The organism is Cupriavidus sp. GW821-FHT07C08 (genome assembly GCF_059419025.1).
The window spans coordinates 595,198-616,345 of record NZ_JBWKQZ010000001.1; the positions used below are offsets into that span (position 1 = coordinate 595,198).

A 21,148-nucleotide genomic window follows, 5' to 3' on the forward strand; every position below is an offset into this window, starting at 1 on the left:
AAACCTGACGTATTGTTTTGCGAAAGCGGGATTGTATGCCAGACCGGGCCCGCACCGGTGGCAGCAGCCTGACGATACAACGGAGACAGCAAATGGAACTGATTTCCTGGAATATCCAGTGGGGCCGAGGCGCCGACGGACATGTCGACCTGGGGCGCCAGGTCAACACCCTGCGCGGCATTGCCGACGCCGACGTCATCTGCCTGCAGGAGGTCACGCGCGGGTTCGGCGAACTGCACGGCAGCCCGGGTGAAGACCAGGTGGCAGAGTTGACCGCCCTGCTGCCCGGCTACCACCTGCTCTACGCGCCAGGTGTCGACCGCCGCACCGCCACCGGAGGGCGCAAGCAGTTCGGCAACCTGATCGCCACGCGCCTGCCGGTGCGCGAAGTCTTCCGCCATGCCTTGCCCTGGCCGGCGGACCCGCAGGTCGCCTCGATGCCGCGCGTGGCGCTGGAAGCCACGGTCGAAGTCGACGGCACCCGGCCGCTGCGCGTGATCTGCACGCACCTGGAGTATTACTCATCACACCAGCGCGCCGCGCAGGCCGAAGCCTTGCGCACCTGGCACGCCGAAGCCTGCGACCATGCGCGCCGCCCCGGCCGCAGCGAGAAATGGCCGGGCCCGTTCACGCCAGAGCCGCGCCCGGCCGAGGCCGTCCTGTGCGGCGACTTCAACAGCAAACCCGACGATATCGCCTACCGCCGCGTGCTCGAACCCTTTGACGACGCCACGCCCCCCTGGCGCGATGCCTGGCTGCACACGCACCCAGGCCAGCCGCATGCGCCGACCTGCGCCCTGTACGACAAGGAGCAATGGCCGGAGGCGCCGTTCGCCTGCGATTTCATGTTCGTGACGGAGAATCTCGCCGGGCGTATCCGGCGCTGCGAGGTCGATGCCGATACGGCCGACTCGGACCACCAGCCGATCCTGCTGTCGCTGGATCTGTGAACCCGTGTCGGCGCGTCGCCGGCGTCCTCAGTCTTCGAGGTCTTCGGCTTCAGGCGTGAGACGCTGCAGCCGGAATGCCTGCAGGTATTCCATCCACTGCTCGCCGGGCAGCTCGGCCAATGATTCCTGGACGAATTCCATCTCGACGTCGAACTCGCGCGGCGACATGCCGCCGCGCATCAGCTGGAAGCGGCAGTACATCAGGTAGGTGTTGACGACGTCGGTCTCGCAATAGGCGCGGATCTCGTCGAGCTGGCCGGCCTGGAACGCCTGCCAGACCTTGCTGCCGTCCATCCCCATCTTGCCCGGGAAGCCGCACAGCTTGGCCAGGTCATCCAGCGGCGCGCTGGCGCGGGGCTGGTACATGGCCAGCAGGTCCATCAGGTCCAGGTGCCGCATGTGGTAGCGGCTGATGTAGTTGTTCCACTTGAAGTCGCGGCTGTCGTCGTCGCGGCCCTCGCCCATTTCCCAGTAGCGCGGCGCGGTAACGCCGTTGACCAGGCCGCGGTAGTGCAGCACCGGCAGGTCGAAGCCGCCGCCGTTCCATGAAACCAGTTGCGGACTGTAGCGCGCGATCAGTTCATAGAACTTCTGGATCAGCGTGGCCTCGCCGTCTTCCGGCGTGCCCAGCGAGCCGACGTGGAACACTGCCGAGCCATCGCGGTGCGTGCGGCGCAGCACGCAGGAAATCGCGGCGATGCGTTGCAGGTAGTGCGGGAGAAAATCGCTGCCGGTCTTTTCGCGGCGGGCGGCAAACGCATGCTCGGCGACTTCGGCGTCGCTCATCGCATCGGGATGGTCATGCAAACGGCGCAGGCCGGCAACATCGGGAATGGTCTCGATGTCGAATACCAGCACAGGGGTCATAGAACGGCGTCCTTTCTGACACCTTGCGAAGCGAAATGCCGCTTGAGCTTGACCAGCGCCTCCTGCTGGATCTGGCGCACGCGCTCGCGCGTGAGGCCCATTTCCTCGGCGAGCTCTTCCAGCGTGGCGGGCTCGATATGGTTGAGGCCGAAGCGGCGCTCCACCACATAGCGATGCTTTTCCGACAGGCGCGCCAGCCAGAGCTTCATCAGCCCTTCCAGCTCGCGGTGCGCGACCTCCTGGTCGGGGGCGGCGTTGTGCTCGTCGGAGAGGAAATCCAGGAGGCTCGAGCCGGGATCGAGATCGAACGGCGTATCGAGCGAGGTGGTATGTTCGTTGAGTGCCAGGACGTCCTGCACTTCGTCCGGCGTCTTGCCCAGCAGGTGGGCGATGTCTTCAAGGCTGGCGTCGCGCCCGTCGGTGCCGCCCTTCTCCAGATGGCGCTTGGCGCGCAGCACCTGGTTGAGTTCGCGGATCACGTGGACCGGCAGGCGGACCGTGCGCGCCTGGTTCATGATGGCGCGCTCGATGCTCTGGCGGATCCACCAGGTCGCGTACGTCGAGAAGCGGAAACCGCGCGACGGATCGAATTTTTCAATCGCGTGCATCAGGCCCAGGTTGCCTTCCTCGATCAGGTCGAGCAGCGGCACGCCGCGATTGAGGTAGCCCTTGGCGATGCTGACCACCAGCCGCAGGTTGCGCTCGATCATGACCTGGCGCGCGGCAAAGTCGCCGTCCTTGGCCAGCGTGGAGAAATGCAGTTCTTCCGGGGCCGACAAGAGCGGCTTGATGCTGATGCGGTTCAGGTAGTGCTGGACGGTGTCCGCGGCCAGCTCGGTATGCAGCACCGTGCGGAAATCATCATGCTCGGGGGCGGCGCCGTCGGTGCCATTTTCCGCGCTCTCTTCTTCCTCGTCTTCCGACTCGTCCTCTTCGTCGTCGCGCACGATGCGCTCGTTGTCGTCGGCAAGCAGGTCGGCCTCGCGCAGGCCCACCGAAGTGGACGTGGCGATGGGCTCGTCGGTCACGGGAATCAGTTCGGCGGCGAGATCAGGCTCGAAGCCTTCGGCATCGGCGCGCGCGTCGGGATGTGCCACACCAGCCTTCACTTCCGGCTGCTTGGGACGGCGAGCCCTGCTGACGGTTCCGGAGGAGACAGTTTTCTGGCGTGGCATGAACCCTCACTGTGGCGGCAGGTACCGCATCGGATCAACCGGTTTTCCGTTCTTGCGAACTTCGAAGTGAAGCTTTACCCGGTCGGTATCGCTGTTGCCCATCTCCGCAATCTTCTGGCCCTTTCGGACCGCGGATTGCTCAGCCACGAGCACCTTGTCGTTGTGCCCGTAAGCAGTAAGAAATGTCTCATTGTGTTTGATGATGACAAGATTCCCGTAGCCGCGCAAGGGGCCAACGTGAATCACCCGGCCATCGTCCGCGGCCAGCACCGCATCGCCCTTCTTGCCCGCAATATCGATGCCTTTATTGCCCTTGTCGTCGAATTTCCCGACCGTCTGGCCGGTTGCCGGCCAGGCCAGCTTCATCGCGCCATCGGCGACCGGTGCCGAGGCCGTAGCGGGCGCGGCGGGAGCGGCGGGCGTTGCCGCGGGCGCCGAAGCGGCCGCAGCCGGCGCCACCGGCGTGGCGGCCGGGCGGGCCTGGTCGATCGGCTGCGCCTGCACCGTGCCCGGCGCCACCGGCATGGTGGCCACGCCCGGCGCAGTGTTGACGTCGGCACCCGGCGGCACGATGCGCAGCAGCTGGCCGACCTCGATCTGGTTCACATTGCTCAGATTGTTCCACGTTGCCACATCGCGATACGACTGGCCATTTTCCAGCGCGATACGGTAAAGGGTATCGCCTCGCTTGACCCGATAGTACCCGGGGGGCGCCGGTTCCAGCGTCGCGGCCGTGGTACCGGAAGTGGAGGTACGGTCAACCACGGGTGCCGGCATCGGCGAATTGGCGCAGGCGGCCAGCAGGGCCGTCAGCGCCGAGGCCGCAAAAAGTTGTCCGGCGCGTGCGAAATATTGCGATTTCACGATGTTGTGCATAGTTCGACTCAGATGGTGCCCGATTTTAAGGGCACAAAGAAAACGGCTTCAAGCGCGGTTCTGTGAAAGCGATGGCGGTTGCGCCGCTCGATCAGCAACAGCTGCTGCGTGACGGTCTGGCCCGGCACGCCCACCGGCGGCATCACCGCCACCGGGGCGATCAGGCGCCCGCCGATGGCCAGTTGCTCCAGCAGCGCCTCGGGCACCTCCATGCCGGCCGCGGCCAGGATGATGGCCGAAAACGGCGCCGCCTGGGGCAGCCCCAGCATGCCGTCGCCGTAGTGCAGGCGCAGGTTGGGCACGCGCAGCGGCCGCAGGTTCGCCTTGGCCTGCTCGTGCAGCGGGCGGATGCGCTCGATCGAGAAGACTTCGCGCGCCACCTGGCTCAGCACCGCGGCCTGGTAGCCGCAGCCGGTGCCGATCTCGAGCACGCGCTCCAGCGGCGCGTCGGCGGCCAGGCCCTCGCGCAGCAGCTCGATCATGCGCGCCACCACCGACGGCTTGGAAATGGTCTGCTGGTGGCCAATCGGCAGCGCGGCGTCCTCATACGCCTGCGATGCCAGTCCCGGCTCGACGAACAGGTGGCGTGGCACGGTGGCGATGGCCGACAGCACGCGCTCGTCGCGGATGCCCGCGGCACGCAGCCGCGCCGCCAGCGCCACGCGCGCGCGCGCCGAGGCCATGCCGCCGCCGCCCGCGGTGGCCGCCGAGGCGCGTTGCTCGACCGCACTTGCAGGCACCGGCGCGGGCGCCGGTGCGGCGGTGCGCGGCAGGCGCGGCTTGGCCGGCTTGGCTGGCGTGGGCGTGGGCGCGGCCGGCCGCGGCGTGCCCACGGCAGGCATGCCGGCAGTGCGGGCCGGTGCGGGCTTGCGCTCGACTACGGCATCGAGCGGCAGCGGAAACTTGTTGCGACGGGGCGTGGAACTCATCGGGGGCGCGACACGGCGGATCGGTGGCCTACTTCAACCACTGGTCGAGCGCGTCGAGCTGCCCGCGGTGCGTCAGGTCGAGCTGCAACGGCGTGAGCGAGACATAGCCCGCCGCGGTTGCATGGAAATCGGTACCCTCGCTGGCATCGCGCGCATCGCCCGCCGGGCCGATCCAGTAGTTGGTGTCGCCACGCGGATTGACCTGCGTGATCACCGGCTGCGACGGATGACGCTTGCCCAGGCGCGTGGCGCGGTAGCCCTTGATATGTTCGAACGGCAGGTTCGGGATATTGACGTTGAGCAGGAACGGCTCGGCCGGCGGCGTGCCTATGATGCGCTCCACCACGGTGCGCGCCACGCGTGCCGCGGCGTCCAGGTGCTCCCAGCCCTTGTCCACCTGCGAGAAGGCGATCGACGGAATGCCCAGCAGGTAGCCCTCGATGGCGGCGGCGACGGTGCCGGAGTACAGCACGTCTTCGCCCATGTTCTGTCCCTGGTTGATGCCGGACACCACCAGGTCGGGTTTCTCTTCCAGCAGGCCGGTCAGCGCGATATGCACGCAATCGGTCGGCGTTCCGTTGACGAAGCGAAAACCTTTTTGCACGCCTTCGCGCGCTTCGTAGATCGACAGCGGCCGCTGCAGGGTCAGGGAGTTGGAGGCACCGCTATGGTTCTGCTCCGGCGCGATGACCGTGATCCGGCCCAGCGGCGCGAGCGCGGCATGCAAAACGGCCAGTCCCGGCGCGAGATAACCGTCGTCGTTGGCGAGAAGGATATGCATGGCGCGATTGTACCTGAGCGCGCGCGCGCAAGCGGCCCGCGCGCCGCCCTGAAAGCACGTTTCTGACGCTGTATGCAGGCCGCAAATAACCACCTCCATCGCTTGGGCATGGAACAGAACGACCGTGCTATTTCTGCGCTACACTTGCCCTGCCCGCCCGCATAAGCTTGACTGGCGTGAAATGCCACCAACATCACCGGAGACAAGATGAAAGCCGTACTGTGCAAAGCCTGGGGCCCGCCCGATTCGCTGACCATCGAAACCCTGCCCGACCTGGTGCCGGCCAAGGGCGAAGTGGTCATCGACGTCAAGGCGGCCGCCGTCAACTTCCCGGATGTGCTCATCATCCAAAACAAATACCAGGCCAAGCCTGCCCTGCCGTTCAGCCCGGGCTCGGAGCTGGCCGGCGTGGTCAATGCGGTGGGCGAAGGCGTCACCCACGTCAAGCCCGGCGACAAGGTGATCGCCTACCTGGGCAACGGCGCGTTCGCCAGCCAGGCCAAGGCGCCGGCGGCGTCGGTGGTGCCGATGCCGCCCGGCATCGACTTCGAGACCGCGGCGGCCTTCACGCTGACCTACGGCACCTCGCACCACGCGGTCATCGACCGGGGCGAGCTGAAGGCCGGCCAGACCATGCTGGTGCTGGGCGCGGCCGGCGGCGTGGGCCTGGCGGCGATCGAGATCGGCAAGGCCATCGGCGCGCGCGTAATCGCCGCCGCCTCGACCGACGAGAAGCTGGCGGTGTGCAAGGAGCACGGCGCCGACGCACTGATCAACTACAGCACCGAAGACCTGCGCGAGCGCATCAAGGCACTGACCGACGGCAAGGGCCCGGACGTGATCTACGACCCGGTGGGCGGCATCTATGCCGAACCGGCCTTCCGTTCGATCGGCTGGCGCGGCCGCTACCTGGTGGTGGGCTTTGCCAATGGCGAGATCCCCAAGCTGCCGCTGAACCTGGCGCTGCTCAAGGGCGCGTCGCTGGTGGGCGTGTTCTGGGGCGACTTCGTGCGGCGCGAGCCCAAGGCCAACCAGGCCAATATGGCGCAGATGCTGGGCTGGATGAAGGAAGGCAAGATCCGCCCGCATATCTCGGCGCGCTATCCGCTGGAGCAGGCCCCGCAGGCGCTCAAGGACATGGAAGCGCGCAAGGTCACGGGCAAGATCGTGATCGTGCCCTGAGTGGCACCCACGCCGGCGGCGCGCTCTGCCCGCCGGTAAAAGAAGGGCGCAAGACGTGCGGCTACGCCCTGCGCCCGGCTGAGGCAACGCGCCTCAAGCTGCCAGCCGCCCTGGATGGCGCACACCCATGCGCCAGGCGGCAGGCAGTTCCCACCAGGCCAATGAGGCCATTCCGGCCATTCAGGCCGCCCTTTCCTCAGAAGCGATGCTGCAGGCCGGCCATGACGCCGGTCTGGTTGTTGGCGAAGCCGACCAGGTCGCGCGAGACGCTGACGTTCTGCCCGTTGCGCGCATCGGCATAGCCCACCGACAGGTAGGCCGCCGTGCGCTTGGACAGCGCGTACTGGCCGCGCAGCGAGAACAGGATCGGGTCGGCGTTGTTGCCGCCCTTGATGTTCTGCTTGTAGACCGCGCCGTACAGCGTGAAGGCCGGCGTGAAGTCATAGCTGGCGCCGCCCCAGTACATGTCGCTGCGATCCGTCGCCGTGCCGGTGGTGAAGGTGCGCTTGTAGTTGCGGTAGCCGGCAAACAGCGTCAGGTTGCCGAAGTCATAGCTGGCGCCGGCATGGATGCCCTGGATGTAGTCGGTGCTGTCGGCCGGCGTGGTGCTGCTGCCGGCGCCGTTCTGGCGGTCCCAGGTGGCGGCCGCGGCAAAGTTGCCGGCACTGTAGCCCACCCCCAGCGCGTACTTGGACGAGCTCTTGAAGTCCCCCGCCACTTCGCCCATGGCCACGGTCGCGCCCAGCTTCAGGCCGCCGAAGCTGCCGTCATAGCGGACCGCGTTCGAGGCACGCGAGAACAGGCCGTCCTTGCGGCCGCCGGTCGCGGTCGACGAGGTGGCCCACGAATAGGCTGGCGCGTAGCCCATCGGGTCGAACGGCAGCATGAAGTCGTAGGTCGTGGTGAAGGTGCGACCCAGCACCACCTGGCCGTAGCGGCTTGCCAGGCCCACCGTGGCACGGCGGTCGAACAGCGTGTTGTCGGTGTCCAGCTTGCCGGTGTCGATGGCGATGCCGCTTTCCAGGGCGAAGATCGCCTTCAGGCCGCCGCCCAGGTCTTCGCTGCCGCGGATGCCCCAGCGCGAGGTGTTCTTGCCGCCCGAGGTCAGCTTGACCGCCGAGCCGTCCGGGCCCGCGTGGCTGACATATTCGATGCCGGCGTCCACTAGGCCATACATCGTCACGCTCGATTGGGCGGATGCCGACCCGGCTGCAGCCAGACCCATCGCTGCGAATGCCATTGCCGTACGCTTCATGCTATCGCCTTGCTTGTGCTTGTTGTGTGAATCGTTAGCCGGCCGGATGGTAGGGGACGCGCACTTTCAGTTCGCTTTCGGAATGCAGGCTTTTCGCGGGCGCGGCGCCGCTGCGGGGTTGGTGGTTTCCCTAGCTTCTAAGCCGGCACACTTCCCTGTATCTGTCTGGCCTCGGCCGTTCCGGCCGTTTTTCCGTATTGCCGCCTGACTGCCCTGCCCCATGCGTATCCTGCTTGCCGAAGACAATGTGATGCTGGCCAATTCCCTGAGCCAGGCCCTGGGCCAGGCCGGCTTCACGGTCGACTGCATGCACGACGGCCGCAGCGCCGACAACCTGCTCAGCACGCAGGACTACGCGCTGCTGATCCTGGACCTGGGCCTGCCCGGACTGGATGGCCTGGAAGTGCTGCGCCGCCTGCGCCAGCGCCGCAACCCGCTGCCGGTGCTGATCCTGACCGCGCACGGCTCAGTCGAAGACCGCGTGCGCGGCCTGGACCTGGGCGCCGACGACTACCTGGCCAAGCCCTTCGACCTGTCCGAACTGGAAGCGCGCGCCCGCGCGCTGATCCGCCGTGCCCACGGGCATGAGAGCACGCAGATCGCCTGCGGCCCGCTGCACTACGACAGCGTCAGCCGTGCCGTCCTGCTGCACGGCGAGTTGCTGCCGCTGACCGGGCGCGAACGCGCCGTGCTGGAGGTGCTGCTGCTGCGCGATGGCCGCGCGGTGAACAAGGCTGCGCTGTCGGAGAAGATCTTCGGCATCGACGAATCGGTCAACCCGGATGCGATCGAGATCTACGTACACCGGCTGCGCAAGAAGCTCGACGGCAGCGGCGTGGCCATCGTCACGCTGCGCGGGCTGGGATACCTGCTCGAAGCGCGGCCGGTGGCATGAAGCGCCCACGACAGGCGCCCAGCCTGCGCCTGCAGCTGTCGCTATGGCTGCTGCTGCCGCTGATGGGCCTGCTCGCCTTCGATGCGTGGCTGACCTATGAGCGCGCCATGTCGGCCGCGCATATCGCCTTCGACCGCACGCTGGAGGCGTCGCTGCGCGCGATGCGCGAAGGCATCCGCCTGCGCGAGGGGCGGCTTCAGGTCGACGTGCCCAACCTGGCACTGGAACTCTTCGACGACCAGGCCGGCCCGCGCATCTTCTACCGCATCCGCGACGAGGACGGTGCCACCGTGACCGGCTACGACGACCTGCCGATGCCGGCCGAGGCACCGCTGCGGCTGTACCGCACCGAGTTCTACGACACCGTCTTCCGCGAGCACCCGCTGCGCATGGCGGCGCAGGCGCTGCCGGTGCACGACGTGGGCTCGGCGCGCACGCGGCTGGTGTGGGTGCTGGTGGGCGAGACCATCGAGCCGCGCCAGCTGCTGGCGCGCGACATCCTGATCGGCTCGCTGCTGCAGGAGCTGATGCTGGTGACGCTGGCGCTGGGCATCGTTTGGCTCGGCGTGCGGCGCGGGCTGCGGCCGCTGAACCGGCTGTCGGACACGGTGGCGCGACGCGGCACGCAGCTCGACCCGATCGAGCAGAAGGACCTGCCCGCCGAGATGAAGCCGCTGGTACAGGCACTGAATCAGTACATGGACCGGCTCCACGGCATGGTGCAGGCGCGCAAGCGCTTTTTCGCCGATGCCGCGCACCAGCTCAAGACGCCGCTGGCGATCATCCAGGCGCAGTCCGAGCTGGCGCTGCGCGAGCGCGACGGCGAACGCGTGCGCGAGCATATGCGGCTGCTGCACGGCACCGTGCGCCATGCCTCCAAGGGCGTGCAGCAGCTGCTGTCGCTGTCGCGGCTGGAGCCTGATGCGGGCTATATGCCCAAGCTCAGGCCGCTGCGACTCGATGCGCTGGCGCAAGGCGTGGCACTGGACTGGGCGCCGGTGGCGCGTGGCAGCGAGGTCGACCTGGGCTTCGAGCAGGAAGAGCCGGTGGAGGTCGCCGGGCAGGCCGAGCTGCTGCAGGAATTGACGGGCAACCTGATCGACAATGCGATCCGCTATGCGGGACATGGCGCAGTGGTCACGGTGCGCGTGGCGCTGGACGGCGGCGTGCCGCGGCTGCAGGTGATCGACAACGGCCCCGGCATTGCGCCGGCAGAGCGCGATGCGGTGTTCCGGCGCTTCTATCGCGGCGGGAGCGGACAGGCCGTGGAAGGCACCGGGCTGGGGCTGTCGATCGTGCGCGAGATCGCACGGCTGCATGGCGCAGCGGTGGTGCTGGGGGATACGCCGGGAGGCGGGCTGACCGTATCGGTCTGCTTTGATACGCCTGAGGCAGGCGCCGCAGACTGAGCGCTGCCGGCAAAGCAAAAGGGCGGCCGCAGCCGCCCTTCCCTTCGCTTCGGCGCTTCAGTTCAAAGCTTCTCCGTCTCCCCACTCTGCGGCTGCCACTTCATCAGCCGCTTCTCACCCATGCCAACCATCCAGTCCAGCACCAGCGCAAACGCCGTCAGCACCACGATGCCGGCAAACACGGTATTGATGTCGAAGGTGCCTTCGGCCTGCAGGATCAGGTAGCCCACGCCGCGCGCCGAGCCCAGGTATTCGCCCACCACCGCGCCCACGAAGGCCAGGCCCACCGAGGTATGCAGCGACGAGAACACCCAGCTGGTGGCGCTGGGCAGGTAGACATGGCGCAGCAGCTGCTTCTGGTTGGCGCCCAGCATGCGCGCGTTGGCCAGCACCACCGGGCTCACTTCCTTGACGCCCTGGTAGACGTTGAAGAAGACGATAAAGAACACCAGCGTCACCGCCAGCGCCACCTTCGACCAGATGCCCAGGCCGAACCAGACCGCGAAGATCGGTGCCAGGATCACGCGCGGCATCGAGTTCATGGCCTTGACATAGGGGTCGAGGATGGCGGAGGTCAGCGGGCTCAGCGCCAGCCACAGGCCCACGCCCAGCCCCGCCACCGTGCCGATGCCGAAGGCCAGCACGGTTTCGATCAGCGTCACGCCCAGGTGCAGGTAGATATCGCGCTCGACGATAAACCAGCTCCAGATGCGCTGCGCCACCATCAGCGGCTCACCAAAGAAAAAGGCAACCTGCTGCGAGCGCGTGGCCATATGCCACACACCGAGGATCACCACCAGTACGAGCAGCTGCCAGACGCGCAGCATGCCCTTGGAGTCGTTACGGAATGCCATCGTGAATTCAGGTCTTGTTGTGATGGGAAGGCTCAGGCCACCTTGAGCTGCTGGGCATAGCCCTTGAGCACTTCTTCGCGCAGCACGTCCCAGATCGCGGCGTGCAGTTCGACAAAGCGCGGATGGTTGCGGATCTCAGCCACGTCGCGCGGGCGCGGCAGGTCGATGGCAAACTCGCCGATCGGGTGCGTGCCCGGGCCGGCCGACAGCACCACCACGCGGTCGCTCATGGCAATGGCCTCGTCCAGGTCGTGGGTGATGAACAGCACGGCCTTGCGCTTGGCGGCCCACAGCTCCAGCACCTCGTTCTCCATCAGCTGGCGGGTCTGGATATCCAGCGCCGAGAACGGTTCGTCCATCAGGATGATGTCCGGGTCCAGCACCAGCGTCTGCGCCAGCGCGACACGCTTGCGCATGCCGCCCGAGAGCTGGTGCGGGTAGCGGTCGCCAAAGCCGCCGAGGCCTACGCGGCGCAGCCATTCCTCGCCCTGCTGCACGGCCTCGGCGCGCGCCACGCCGCGGAACTCCTGGCCGGCAACGACGTTGTCCAGCGCGCTGCGCCAGGGCATCAGCGCCTCGGTCTGGAACATATAGCCGGCGCGCCGGTTGATGCCGCGCAGGGGTTCGCCGAACACGCGCACCTCGCCGCTGGAGGGTTCCAGCAGGCCGGCGCCAACGTTCAGCAACGTGGACTTGCCGCAGCCGGTGGGGCCGACCACGGAGACGAATTCGCCGGGCTGGATCGACAGCGTGACGTCCTGAACCGCGGTATAGCGCTGGCTGCGGTCATCGCGCGAGACAAAGGTGCAGGTGACCTTGTCGAGGGAAAGTGCGGGAGTGCTCATGGTGAACCGTCTCGGTCCCGCCGTGGCGGCGCCGGGGGGCGCGGTGCGGGCGGGTGATGATGGATTGGCCGTCAAGGTTTCAAAGCAAAGGCCCGCTGCGGACAGCGGGCCGATGGCATCGACGGCGAGGGTCTTACTTGTACTTGGCGTTGGCCTTCTGCACGAAAGCGTTGGTGTAGGTCTCTTCCAGCTTGACCGGCTTGCCCTTGAGCTCGGCGTCGAACTGGCTCAGCGCGTTGAACGCGGTGCGCGGGCCGTCGGCCGGCATGGTGCCGTCCGGCGAGATCGCTTCCTTGACCTTGTCCCACGCGGCCAGGTACAGCGCGCGGTCACCCAGCAGGTAGCTTTCCGGCACGGTCTTGACGATGTCCGACGGGCCCGCCTTCTGCAGCCACTTGAGCGCGCGCACCATGGCATTGGTCAGCGCCTGCGTGGTGTTGGCGTTCTGCTGGATAAACGCCTGCGACGCATACAGGCAGCCCGACGGCATGTTGCCGCCGAACACGGCCTGGGTGTCCTTGAGCGTGCGGGTGTCCGAGGCGATGCGCACTTCGTTCTTCTGCGTCAGCATCGACACCACCGGGTCCAGGTTGGCCATCGCATCGATCTGGCCCGAACGCATCGCCGCCACCGCGCCGGCGCTGGCGCCCACGCCGATGAACGACACGTCAGACGGCTTCAGTCCGGCCTTGGCCAGCACGAAGTTGGCCATCATGTTGGTCGACGAGCCCGGCGCGGTCACGCCGATCTTCTTGCCCTTCAGGTCGGCGATCGACTTGAAGTTGGGCATGGTCTTGTTCGACACCACCAGCACGATCTGCGGGGCGCGGCCCTGCAAAACGAATTCCTGGTAGCGCTGGCCCTTGGCCTGCAGGTTGATGGTGTGCTCGTAGGCGCCCGAGACCACGTCGGCGCTGCCGCCCACCACGGCCTGCAGCGCCTTGGCGCCGCCGGCGAAGTCGACGATCTCGACGTCCAGCCCTTCTTCCTTGAAGTAGCCGAGGCGCTCGGCAATGGTCAGCGGCAGGTAATAGAACAGGTTCTTGCCGCCCACCGCGATGGTGACCTTGGTCTTCTCGGGCTTGCCCTGCGCCTGCGCCTGGCCGAAGGTGAACCAGCCGGCCAGGAACAGCGCCAGCGCGATCAGGAATTGCTTCCAGAATTTCTTGTTATACATGCGAGATCTCCTACCCGTGTGGACTGGCGCTGCGGCAACATGCGCTCGATGGGGGCGCGCCGCGGTGCGGCAAATTGCGATGCTACCGGACGGTGCGATGCACCGCATCGGTATCAACACCTAGCAAACCCGCCAGCATAACGCCCTTACCTTTCGATCACCTTGCCGCAGCCCGCGCCATCATTCCGCGTGGATGTCGGCGGACTTGATCACCTTGCCCCAGCGCGCCAGCTCCGCCTTCTGGTACTGCCCCAGCTGCTGCGGGTTCATGTACTTGGCCTCGGCGCCCAGGTCCTCGGCCTTCTTGCGGAAGGCTTCAGTACGCATGATCTTCTCGATCTCGCCAGTCAGCTTGTCGATCACCGGCTTGGGCGTGCCGGCCGGTGCGTACATCGCAAACCATGACGACACGTCCAGGTCGGGGTAGCCGGCCTCGGGCGCCGACGGCACGTCCTTCAGGCTGGGCAGGCGGGTCTTGCTGGTCACCACCAGCGGACGCAGCTTGCCGGCGGCGATATGGGCCATCAGCGGCGGCGGCGTGGTGATGGTCAGATCCACCGAGCCGCCCAGCAGGTCGGTCATGGCCGGGCCGGTGCCCTTGTAGGGCACGTGCGTGATTTTCGTGCCGGCCATCTGGTTCAGCAGCTCGGTCGAGACGTGCTGCAGCGAGCCGTTGCCCGACGAGGCGTAGTTGAGCTTGTCCGGATTGGCCTTGGCGTAGGCCACCAGTTCCTTCAGCGACTTGACCGGCAGGCTCGGGCGCACCACCAGCACCTGCGGCGCCGACAGGATGTTGGCCACCGGCGCAAAGTCCTTGACCGGGTCCCACGACAGGTTCTTGACCAGCAGCGGCGTGATCACGTGGAAGCCCGAGTACTGCAGCATCAGCGTGTAGCCGTCCGGCTTGGCCCGCGCCACCAGTTGCGCGGCGATGCTGCCGTTGCCGCCGGGACGGTTGTCCACCACCACCGGCTGGCCAAGTGCCTTGGACAGCGGCTCCGCAATCATGCGCGCCGCGATGTCGGTGGTGCCACCGGCCGCGGCCGATACCACCAGCGTCACCGGACGGGTGGGATAAGTACCGTCCTGTGCCAGGGCGACAGGCGCGAACCATGCCACACCGAGTGCCGCCAGCGTGGCGGCTACGGCCTTGCGCCGTGCGGGCATGGCGGACTTGCGTTGAAGGGCTTGATTCATGAGGGTCTCCGTTATCTGTTGGATGTGTTGTTCTTGTCTGGGTGCCGGCTATGCCTGCCCGGCGAAATGCTCTGCCATCCAGGCCGGCGGCTGGTGCTTGCGCAGGCGCGGGCCGGCGCTCAGCAGCTGGCTGTGAATGTCGCGCCCGACCAGCGCCGGCATGCCGGCCACCACGTCGAGCAGCGCGCCCAGGTCGACGCCGGTCTCGACGCCCATGCAGTCGAACATATGGACCAGGTCTTCGGTGCTGACGTTGCCGCTGGCACCGGGGGCGTACGGGCAGCCGCCCAGGCCGCCGGCGGCCGCGTCGAAGCGCGTCACGCCGGTCTGCCAGGCTACCAGGGCATTGGCCAGGCCCATGCCGCGCGTGTTGTGCAGGTGGATGGTCAGGCCGGTATCGGGCAGCGTGGCCTGGAAGGCCTCGCACAGCGCCGCGACCTGGTTCGGGTAGGCCATGCCGGTGGTGTCGCACAGCGTGATGCCGGCCGCGCCGGCCTCGGCAAAGCGGGTGGCCAGTGCCATCACCGCGCCGGTATCGACCTCGCCCTCGAACGGGCAGCCGAACACCGTCGACAGCGACACGTTGACCGGCACACCGGCGGCGCCCGCCGCCTCGATCATCGCCAGCAGCTGGTCCTGTGACTGCTGGCGCGTCATGCGCAGGTTGGCGCGGTTGTGCGTCTCGCTGGCCGACATCACCAGGTTGACCTCATCCGGCCGGCACGACAGCGCGCGCTCCAGCCCGCGCAGGTTGGGCACCAGCGCGGTGTAGCGCACGCCCGCGTGGCGCTGCATGCGGTGCATCAGCGCCTCGGCATCGGCCAGCGCCGGGATGGCGCGGGCCGAGGTGAAAGAGGTGGCTTCGATGCGGGCAAAGCCGCAGGCCGACAGCGCGTCGAGAAAGGCGACCTTGGCATCCGTCGGCACCACCTCCGGCTCGATCTGCAGGCCGTCGCGCGGCGCGACTTCATTGATTTCGACGCGTGCCGGGCCGCGCAGGTTGGCGGCGGCGCTCATGCGATCACCTTGCGCGCGCGCAGGTCGGCGATGGCGGCGTCATCGAAGCCTGCCTGCTTCAGCACTGCATCGGTATGCTCGCCCAGCGTCGGCGCGCGGTCATGGATTTCCCCCGGGCTGGCCGACAGCTTGGGCACCACGCCCGGCACTTCCACCGTGAGCCCACCGGCCGACGTCACCGACTCGATCACGCCGCGGGCGCGGTAGTGCGGGTCTTCGGCAATATCCTTGACGGTATAGATGCGGCCCGACGGCACCTGCGCGTCGCGCAGCACCGCCAGCGCCGAGTCCACCGTCTGCGTGCGGGTCCAGTCGGCGATGGCGGCATCGATTTCGTCGACGCGCTTCACGCGGCCATCGTTCTGCGCCAGCGCCGGGTCGTCGGCCAGGTCGGGCCGGCCGATGGCCAGCATCATGCGCTTGAAGATGGCGTCGCCGTTGGCCGCCACCAGCACGTATTCGCCGCTGGCGCAGGGATAGGCGTTGGACGGCGCGATCCCCGGCAGCGCGCCGCCGGCGGGCTGGCGCACCGCGCCGAAGGCCGAGTATTCCGGCAGCAGGCTTTCGCTCAGGTTGAACAGCGACTCGTACAGCGCCACGTCGATGACCTGGCCTTCGCCGCCGCGCGCGTCGCGCTGGTACAGCGCCAGCAGCACGCCCATGGCGCCGTGCAGACCGGCGATGGTGTCGCCCAGCGACAGCCCGGCGCGCACCGGCGCGCGGCCGGGCTCGCCGGTCAGGTGGCGCAGGCCGGCCATGGCTTCGGCCACGGCGGCAAAGCCGGGCTCATCCTTCTTCGGGCCGGTCTGGCCGTAGCCCGACACGCGCAGCATGATCAGGCGCGGGTTGTCGGCATGCAGCACATCCCAGCCCAGGCCCCACTTCTCCATGGTGCCGGGGCGGAAGTTCTCGATCAGCACGTCGGCCTCGGCGGCCAGCTTGCGCACCAGTGCCTGGCCTTCCGGCTGGCGCAGGTCGATGCAGATCGACTCCTTGTTGCGCGACTGGGCCTCCCACCAGACCGAGGTGCCTTCATGCAGCATGCGCCATTTGCGCAGCGGGTCGCCCTGCCCCGGCGGCTCCACCTTGATGATGTGGGCGCCAAAGTCGGCCAGGGTCTTGGCGGCGAAGGGGCCGGCGATGAGTTGTCCGAGTTCGAGGACGCGAATGCCCTCGAGGATCTGTTGCGCCATGGGGTGTCTCCGTGCGATGCGGCTGTCTTGTTGCAGTGCGGCAAGACCAATGACTGGCGTGCCATACATTGCGTTCGGACGGAGTGTGCCCCAGCAGGGGCCTGCCAGGAATCGGCAATCGGTGAAGCGGGCTTTCTTGGAACGCGAAAGGCCCTGGGAAACCCCTAGGAAGCGCGCGTCAGAACGGCGCCCGGTCTCCGCACAGGTGGGTGATCAGCAGCCGCGCCGACACCGTCAGCCCGGCCGGGTCGCGCAGCCCGATCAGCAGCGAGCGGCGCGCCCAGGCGTCCTGCAGCGACACCAGCGACAGCCCCATCGACTTGACGTGCGGCTCGGCCGCGATGCGCGGCAGCACGCCCACGCCCAGACCGGCCATCACCATGCGGCACATGGCGTCGAAGCTGCGCACCTGGATGCGCAGCCGGAACGGCCGGTCCAGCCGGCTGCTCTCTTCCAGCAGGCGCGCGGCCAGCGAGGTTTCCTGCGGCAGGCTGACGAAGTCGAATTCCAGCGTATCGGCATAGTGCACCGGGCCGCGCGCGGCCAGCGGGTGATTGGGCGGTGTGATGATGACCAGCTCGTCCTGCCGGTACTCGATCGTCATCAGCCCGGCCGCGGGCGTGCGGTCGGCAAAGATGCCCACGTCGGCGCGGTTCTCGACCAGCGCGGCGACGATGTCGCGGCTGTTCTGCTCTTCCAGCTCGATGCGGATGGTGGGATGGCGCTGCATGAACGACGCCAGGTCGTCGGGCAGGAACTGCGTGATCGCCGAGGTGTTGGCGCACACCCGCACCTGCCCGCGCACGCCCGAGGCGTAGTCCGACATCACGCCGGCCATACGCTCTACGTCCTGCAGGATGGTCAGGGCGTGGTGGAAGCAGGCCTGGCCGGCCTCGGTCAGCTGCACGCCGGCGGCATGGCGGAAGAACAGCGGCGCGCCGACTGCGGTTTCCAGGTCTGAGATGCGCTTGCTGGCGGCGGCCACGGCCAGGTGCGACTGGCGCGCGCCGGCCGAAATGCTGCCCTGCCGGGCCACGGCGACGAACAAGCCAAGCGTGACGAGATCGAAGCGGGCCAGGTTCATGGGGCAGGCAGGTAGGCGGAGGAATCCGGTGATCGGCGCGCGGGCACGTGGGCGTTCCAGCCCCGCGCGATCGGGCTCAGAGGTTGCGGCGGTCCATCACTGCGCGGGCGATGGTGCCGGCATCGACGTATTCCAGCTCGCCGCCCACCGGCACGCCGCGCGCCAGGCGCGACACCTTGAGGCCGCGCGCCTTGAGCATTTCGCCGATGTAGTGCGCGGTGGCCTCGCCTTCGCTGGTGAAGTTGGTGGCGACGATGACCTCGCCAACCGGGCCGCCCAGCTCAGGCTCGGTGGCGCGCGCGAGCAGCCGGTCAAGATGGATCTCGCGCGGGCCGATGCCGTCCAGCGGCGAGAGCCGGCCCATCAGCACGAAGTACTTGCCGCGGTAGGTCAGGGTCTGCTCGATCATGACCTGGTCGGCCGGGGTTTCCACCACGCACAGCAGCGAGGCGTCGCGGCGGTCGTCCAGGCAGGTCGCGCAGATCTCCTGCTCGGTGAAGGTGTTGCAGCGCTGGCAATGGCGGATATGGTCCGCCGCGCCGCGCAGTGCATCGCCCAGCTTGCGCGCGCCCTCGCGGTCATGCTGCAGCAGGTGGTAGGCCATGCGCTGGGCGGACTTGGGCCCGACGCCGGGCAGCACCCGCAGCGCTTCGACCAGTGCCTGCAGCGAGGTCGGGGACGATGCCTTCACAGTGGCGTTCAGAACGGCAGCTTGAAGCCCGGGGGCAGCGGCAGGCCCGAGGTCATCGAGCCCATCTTTTCCTGCGAGGTGGCCTCGGCCTTGCGTACGGCGTCATTGAAGGCGGCGGCGACCAGGTCTTCCAGCAGGTCCTTGTCTTCGCCCTCGGCCAGCAGGCTGGGGTCGATGGTGACGCGCTTGACGTCGTTCTTGCAGGTCATGACCACCTTGACGAGACCGGCGCCGGACTGGCCCTCGACCTCGATCAGGGCCAGCTGCTCCTGCATCTTCTTCATGTTCTCCTGCATCTGCTGGGCTTGCTTCATCAGCCCGGCGAGTTGACCTTTCATCATGATGGAATGCTCCTGGATTCGGTAAGAAATTCGGTGAAGTAGTTCGGTAAAGCAAACGCAGGCCGCGGATCAGGCGGCGCGCGGCTGGATCGAGCCCGGCACGATCTGGCCGCCAAAATCGCGCAGCAGGCCCTGGACAAAGGGATCGGCCTCGATCACGGCCTCGGCCTGCCGCTGGCGCTCGGCGCGCGCCTCGGCATCGGCGGCCGCCGCGGTGATGGAAACCCCGCCCACCTCGCAGACCACGCGCACCGGCTCGCCGAAGTGATCGCACAGCGCCTGCTGCAGCCGCTCGGACACGCCGTTCTCGCCCAGGGCCGCGACCGGGATGCGCAGGTGGAAGGTACGTCCGACCACCTGGGTCAGTTCGCTCTGGTAGGCCAGCTGCTGCGCCAGGCCCTTCAAGGGCAGGCCGGCGGCCAGCACCGGCCATTCGCCGGTGAAGGCCGGCGGGGTGCCATCCTCGCCCGCTGCTGGCGGGCGCGGGGCGACGTATTTGGCGGACTCTGCCGGCGTCGTGGCTGACGGCACGGGAGCGGCCTCGCGCGCCGGCTCGGCCTCGCGCGCGGGCGCGCGGCCCGGCCGGGCCGGGCCGTTGCGCGGCGCGGCGGCACGCGGTTCGTTGAAACCGTTGTCGCGGTAGCCGGGATCGCTGTCGTAGGGGCCGATGACCGGCAGGTCAGGCGGCAGCTCTTCCCACGGCGGCACATCGCTGCCACCCGCCAACTCCCAGGGCGGCACGGATTCCGGCTCCGCCTGGCGCGCCGCGGGCGGCGTGGCGGGCCGTGCCGGCGCTGCCGGAGACTGGACTGGCGGCTGCATGGGCGCCTTCGCAACCGGTGCCGGCGGGCGGCTCACGGCTGCGGCGCCGGGCGCGCGCAAGGGTTGGGCCGGCGGGCGCTGCGCGGCAGCCGGCGCTGGCGGCATGGCCGGCGGCGGCGCCTTGCGGCCGCCGCCACGGGCAGCGGAACCCTGGCGGGCGGCGGCCAGCGCGGCGGCGGCGGGCGACATGGCCCCGTTGCCGCCGCCAGCGGCCGGGCGTGCCGGCGCAGCTTCAGGGGATGCAGGGACAGCGGCAGGTGCCGCAGCGGGTTCAGCCACGACCGCGGGCTGTACCGCCCGTGCGGGCATAGGGGCAGGGATCGGTGCCGCCGCAGTACCGGCCTTGGCCTGCCCGGCGGCATTGGCCGCAGCCGTCGCAAAGCGGGTATCAACGGGTTGCGCGGCTTCAGGCGCGGCGGAACCGCGCTGGCGTGCAGGCGCGGCACCACCGCCCTGACCTTGCGTCGTGGCCGGTTCAGACGACGGCCGGAACGCCAGCATGCGCAGCAGCGTCATGGTGAAGCCGGCGTACTCGTCCGGCGCGAGCGCCAGCTCGCTGCGGCCGAGGTTGGCGATCTGGTAGAACAGCTGCACTTCCTGCGCGTCGAACACGCCGGCCAGGCGCCGCACCTCGTCGGCTTCGGGCCATTCGTCCTGCACCGAGGCCGGCACGGCCTGCGCCAGCGCCACCTTGTGCAGCAGCGAGCCCAGATCCTGCAGCGCGCCGGCAAACGACAGGCTGCGGTCGGCCATGGCATCGGCAATCGCCAGCATGGCGGCGCCGTCTTCGGCGGCCAGCGCATCGAGCAACTGCACCAGGTAGCCCTGGTCGATCGCGCCCAGCATGCCGCGCACCGCGTCTTCCGACACCTGGCCCGCACTGTAGGCGATGGCCTGGTCGGTCAGCGACAGCGCATCGCGCATCGAACCGTGCGCGGCCTGGGCCAGCAGCCGCAGCGCGTTGCCGTCGTGGGCAATGCCTTCCTGCGCCAGGATATGGTCCAGGTGCGAGACGATATGCCCCGGCGGCATCTGCTTGAGGTTGAACTGCAGGCAGCGCGACAGCACCGTGACCGGGATCTTCTGCGGGTCGGTGGTGGCGAGGATGAACTTGACGTGCCCGGGCGGCTCTTCCAGCGTCTTCAGCATGGCGTTGAAGGCGTGGTTGGTCAGCATGTGCACTTCGTCGATCATGTAGACCTTGAAGCGCCCGGAGGTCGGGGCGTAGACCGCCTTGTCCAGCAGCTGCGCCATCTCGTCGACGCCGCGGTTGGAGGCGGCGTCCATCTCGATGTAGTCGACGAAGCGGCCGCTGTCGATCTCCTGGCAGGCCTTGCACTGCCCGCACGGCTGGGCGGTGATGCCGCCGGTGCCGTCAGGGCCGATGCAGTTCAGGGCCTTGGCCAGGATCCGCGACAGCGTGGTCTTGCCGACCCCGCGCGTGCCGGTGAACAGGTAGGCATGGTGCAGCCGCTGCTGTTCCAGCGCGTGCGTGAGCGCGCGGACCACGTGCTCCTGGCCGACCAGCGTGGTGAAATCCCTGGGGCGCCATTTGCGCGCTAGAACTTGATAACTCATGGCGGCGATTGTAGCAAAAGGCGGCCCCCC

At 68.1% G+C, this 21,148-nt stretch carries 20 protein-coding genes; 4 read left to right on the top strand and 16 right to left on the bottom strand.

Features of this window, described 5'->3' with window-relative positions; translation table 11 throughout:
• The first annotated feature begins 92 nt into the window (after positions 1–92).
• Complete coding sequence (locus tag AC07UK_RS02870) at positions 93–950, top strand: endonuclease/exonuclease/phosphatase family protein (protein WP_436222107.1); 858 nt, start codon at positions 93–95, stop codon at positions 948–950.
• 27 nt (positions 951–977) lie between these two features.
• Here the strand turns inward: AC07UK_RS02870 and AC07UK_RS02875 are convergent, their stop codons facing one another.
• Genes AC07UK_RS02875 through surE form a run of 5 tightly spaced genes read right to left on the bottom strand, consistent with a single transcriptional unit; the run spans position 978 to position 5,578 of the window.
• Complete coding sequence (locus AC07UK_RS02875; protein WP_013957227.1) at positions 978–1,817, bottom strand: 3'-5' exonuclease; 840 nt, start codon at positions 1,815–1,817, stop codon at positions 978–980.
• Positions 1,814–2,992 (bottom strand): RNA polymerase sigma factor RpoS, encoded by a 1,179-nt coding sequence (rpoS, locus tag AC07UK_RS02880; protein ID WP_035816314.1) that lies wholly within the window; start codon positions 2,990–2,992, stop codon positions 1,814–1,816. Before rpoS ends, AC07UK_RS02875 begins: the two co-directional genes overlap by 4 nt.
• Before the next feature lie 6 nt (positions 2,993–2,998).
• Positions 2,999–3,868, bottom strand: a complete 870-nt coding sequence (locus AC07UK_RS02885; RefSeq protein ID WP_436222108.1) for a peptidoglycan DD-metalloendopeptidase family protein — start codon at positions 3,866–3,868, stop codon at positions 2,999–3,001.
• Positions 3,869–3,876: 8 nt separating this feature from the next.
• Positions 3,877–4,797, bottom strand: coding sequence for a protein-L-isoaspartate(D-aspartate) O-methyltransferase (locus AC07UK_RS02890; RefSeq protein ID WP_436222109.1), 921 nt, complete (start codon positions 4,795–4,797; stop codon positions 3,877–3,879).
• Between the two features lie 28 nt (positions 4,798–4,825).
• Positions 4,826–5,578: a 5'/3'-nucleotidase SurE gene (surE, locus tag AC07UK_RS02895; RefSeq protein ID WP_013957231.1), complete on the bottom strand. Its 753-nt coding sequence runs from the start codon at positions 5,576–5,578 to the stop codon at positions 4,826–4,828.
• A 207-nt stretch (positions 5,579–5,785) separates the two neighbouring features.
• Here surE and AC07UK_RS02900 point away from each other — a divergent pair, with 207 nt between their 5' ends.
• Complete coding sequence (locus tag AC07UK_RS02900; RefSeq protein WP_010814246.1) at positions 5,786–6,760, top strand: NADPH:quinone oxidoreductase family protein; 975 nt, start codon at positions 5,786–5,788, stop codon at positions 6,758–6,760.
• Positions 6,761–6,956: 196 nt separating this feature from the next.
• Here the strand turns inward: AC07UK_RS02900 and AC07UK_RS02905 are convergent, their stop codons facing one another.
• Positions 6,957–8,015, bottom strand: a complete 1,059-nt coding sequence (locus tag AC07UK_RS02905) for a porin (RefSeq protein ID WP_436222110.1) — start codon at positions 8,013–8,015, stop codon at positions 6,957–6,959.
• Positions 8,016–8,235: 220 nt separating this feature from the next.
• Here AC07UK_RS02905 and AC07UK_RS02910 point away from each other — a divergent pair, with 220 nt between their 5' ends.
• Together AC07UK_RS02910 and AC07UK_RS02915 are read left to right on the top strand one after the other, a co-directional pair.
• Positions 8,236–8,910, top strand: coding sequence for a response regulator (locus AC07UK_RS02910; protein ID WP_013957233.1), 675 nt, complete (start codon positions 8,236–8,238; stop codon positions 8,908–8,910).
• On the top strand, positions 8,907–10,319 hold the full coding sequence (locus AC07UK_RS02915; RefSeq protein WP_494685291.1) for a sensor histidine kinase: 1,413 nt from the start codon (positions 8,907–8,909) through the stop codon (positions 10,317–10,319). Before AC07UK_RS02910 ends, AC07UK_RS02915 begins: the two co-directional genes overlap by 4 nt.
• A 62-nt stretch (positions 10,320–10,381) precedes the next feature.
• Here the strand turns inward: AC07UK_RS02915 and AC07UK_RS02920 are convergent, their stop codons facing one another.
• The 10 genes from AC07UK_RS02920 to AC07UK_RS02965 form a co-directional block, all read right to left on the bottom strand.
• Positions 10,382–11,173, bottom strand: a complete 792-nt coding sequence (locus tag AC07UK_RS02920) for an ABC transporter permease (protein ID WP_114132535.1) — start codon at positions 11,171–11,173, stop codon at positions 10,382–10,384.
• 32 nt (positions 11,174–11,205) lie between these two features.
• Entirely contained in the window at positions 11,206–12,018 is an 813-nt protein-coding gene (locus tag AC07UK_RS02925) for an ABC transporter ATP-binding protein (protein ID WP_494685290.1), read from the bottom strand.
• Positions 12,019–12,151: 133 nt separating this feature from the next.
• Positions 12,152–13,195 carry an ABC transporter substrate-binding protein gene (locus AC07UK_RS02930; RefSeq protein ID WP_494685289.1) on the bottom strand — a complete coding sequence of 348 codons (1,044 nt, stop codon included), beginning with the start codon at positions 13,193–13,195 and terminating at the stop codon, positions 12,152–12,154.
• A gap of 180 nt (positions 13,196–13,375) precedes the next feature.
• On the bottom strand, positions 13,376–14,392 hold the full coding sequence (locus AC07UK_RS02935) for a Bug family tripartite tricarboxylate transporter substrate binding protein (protein WP_494685288.1): 1,017 nt from the start codon (positions 14,390–14,392) through the stop codon (positions 13,376–13,378).
• 48 nt (positions 14,393–14,440) lie between these two features.
• A complete protein-coding gene (locus AC07UK_RS02940; protein ID WP_494685287.1) occupies positions 14,441–15,409 on the bottom strand; it encodes a hydroxymethylglutaryl-CoA lyase in 969 nt (322 codons plus the stop codon).
• A complete protein-coding gene (locus AC07UK_RS02945) occupies positions 15,406–16,602 on the bottom strand; it encodes a CaiB/BaiF CoA transferase family protein (RefSeq protein ID WP_013957240.1) in 1,197 nt (398 codons plus the stop codon). The genes AC07UK_RS02940 and AC07UK_RS02945 overlap by 4 nt, the downstream gene beginning before the upstream one ends.
• Positions 16,603–16,780: 178 nt before the next feature.
• Complete coding sequence (locus AC07UK_RS02950) at positions 16,781–17,686, bottom strand: LysR family transcriptional regulator (protein ID WP_010814256.1); 906 nt, start codon at positions 17,684–17,686, stop codon at positions 16,781–16,783.
• A gap of 76 nt (positions 17,687–17,762) precedes the next feature.
• Entirely contained in the window at positions 17,763–18,377 is a 615-nt protein-coding gene (gene recR / locus AC07UK_RS02955) for a recombination mediator RecR (RefSeq protein ID WP_013957242.1), read from the bottom strand.
• An 8-nt stretch (positions 18,378–18,385) separates the two neighbouring features.
• A complete protein-coding gene (locus AC07UK_RS02960) occupies positions 18,386–18,718 on the bottom strand; it encodes a YbaB/EbfC family nucleoid-associated protein (protein WP_013957243.1) in 333 nt (110 codons plus the stop codon).
• Positions 18,719–18,787: 69 nt separating this feature from the next.
• Positions 18,788–21,118 carry a DNA polymerase III subunit gamma/tau gene (locus tag AC07UK_RS02965; RefSeq protein ID WP_494685286.1) on the bottom strand — a complete coding sequence of 777 codons (2,331 nt, stop codon included), beginning with the start codon at positions 21,116–21,118 and terminating at the stop codon, positions 18,788–18,790.
• Between the last annotated feature and the right edge of the window lie 30 nt (positions 21,119–21,148).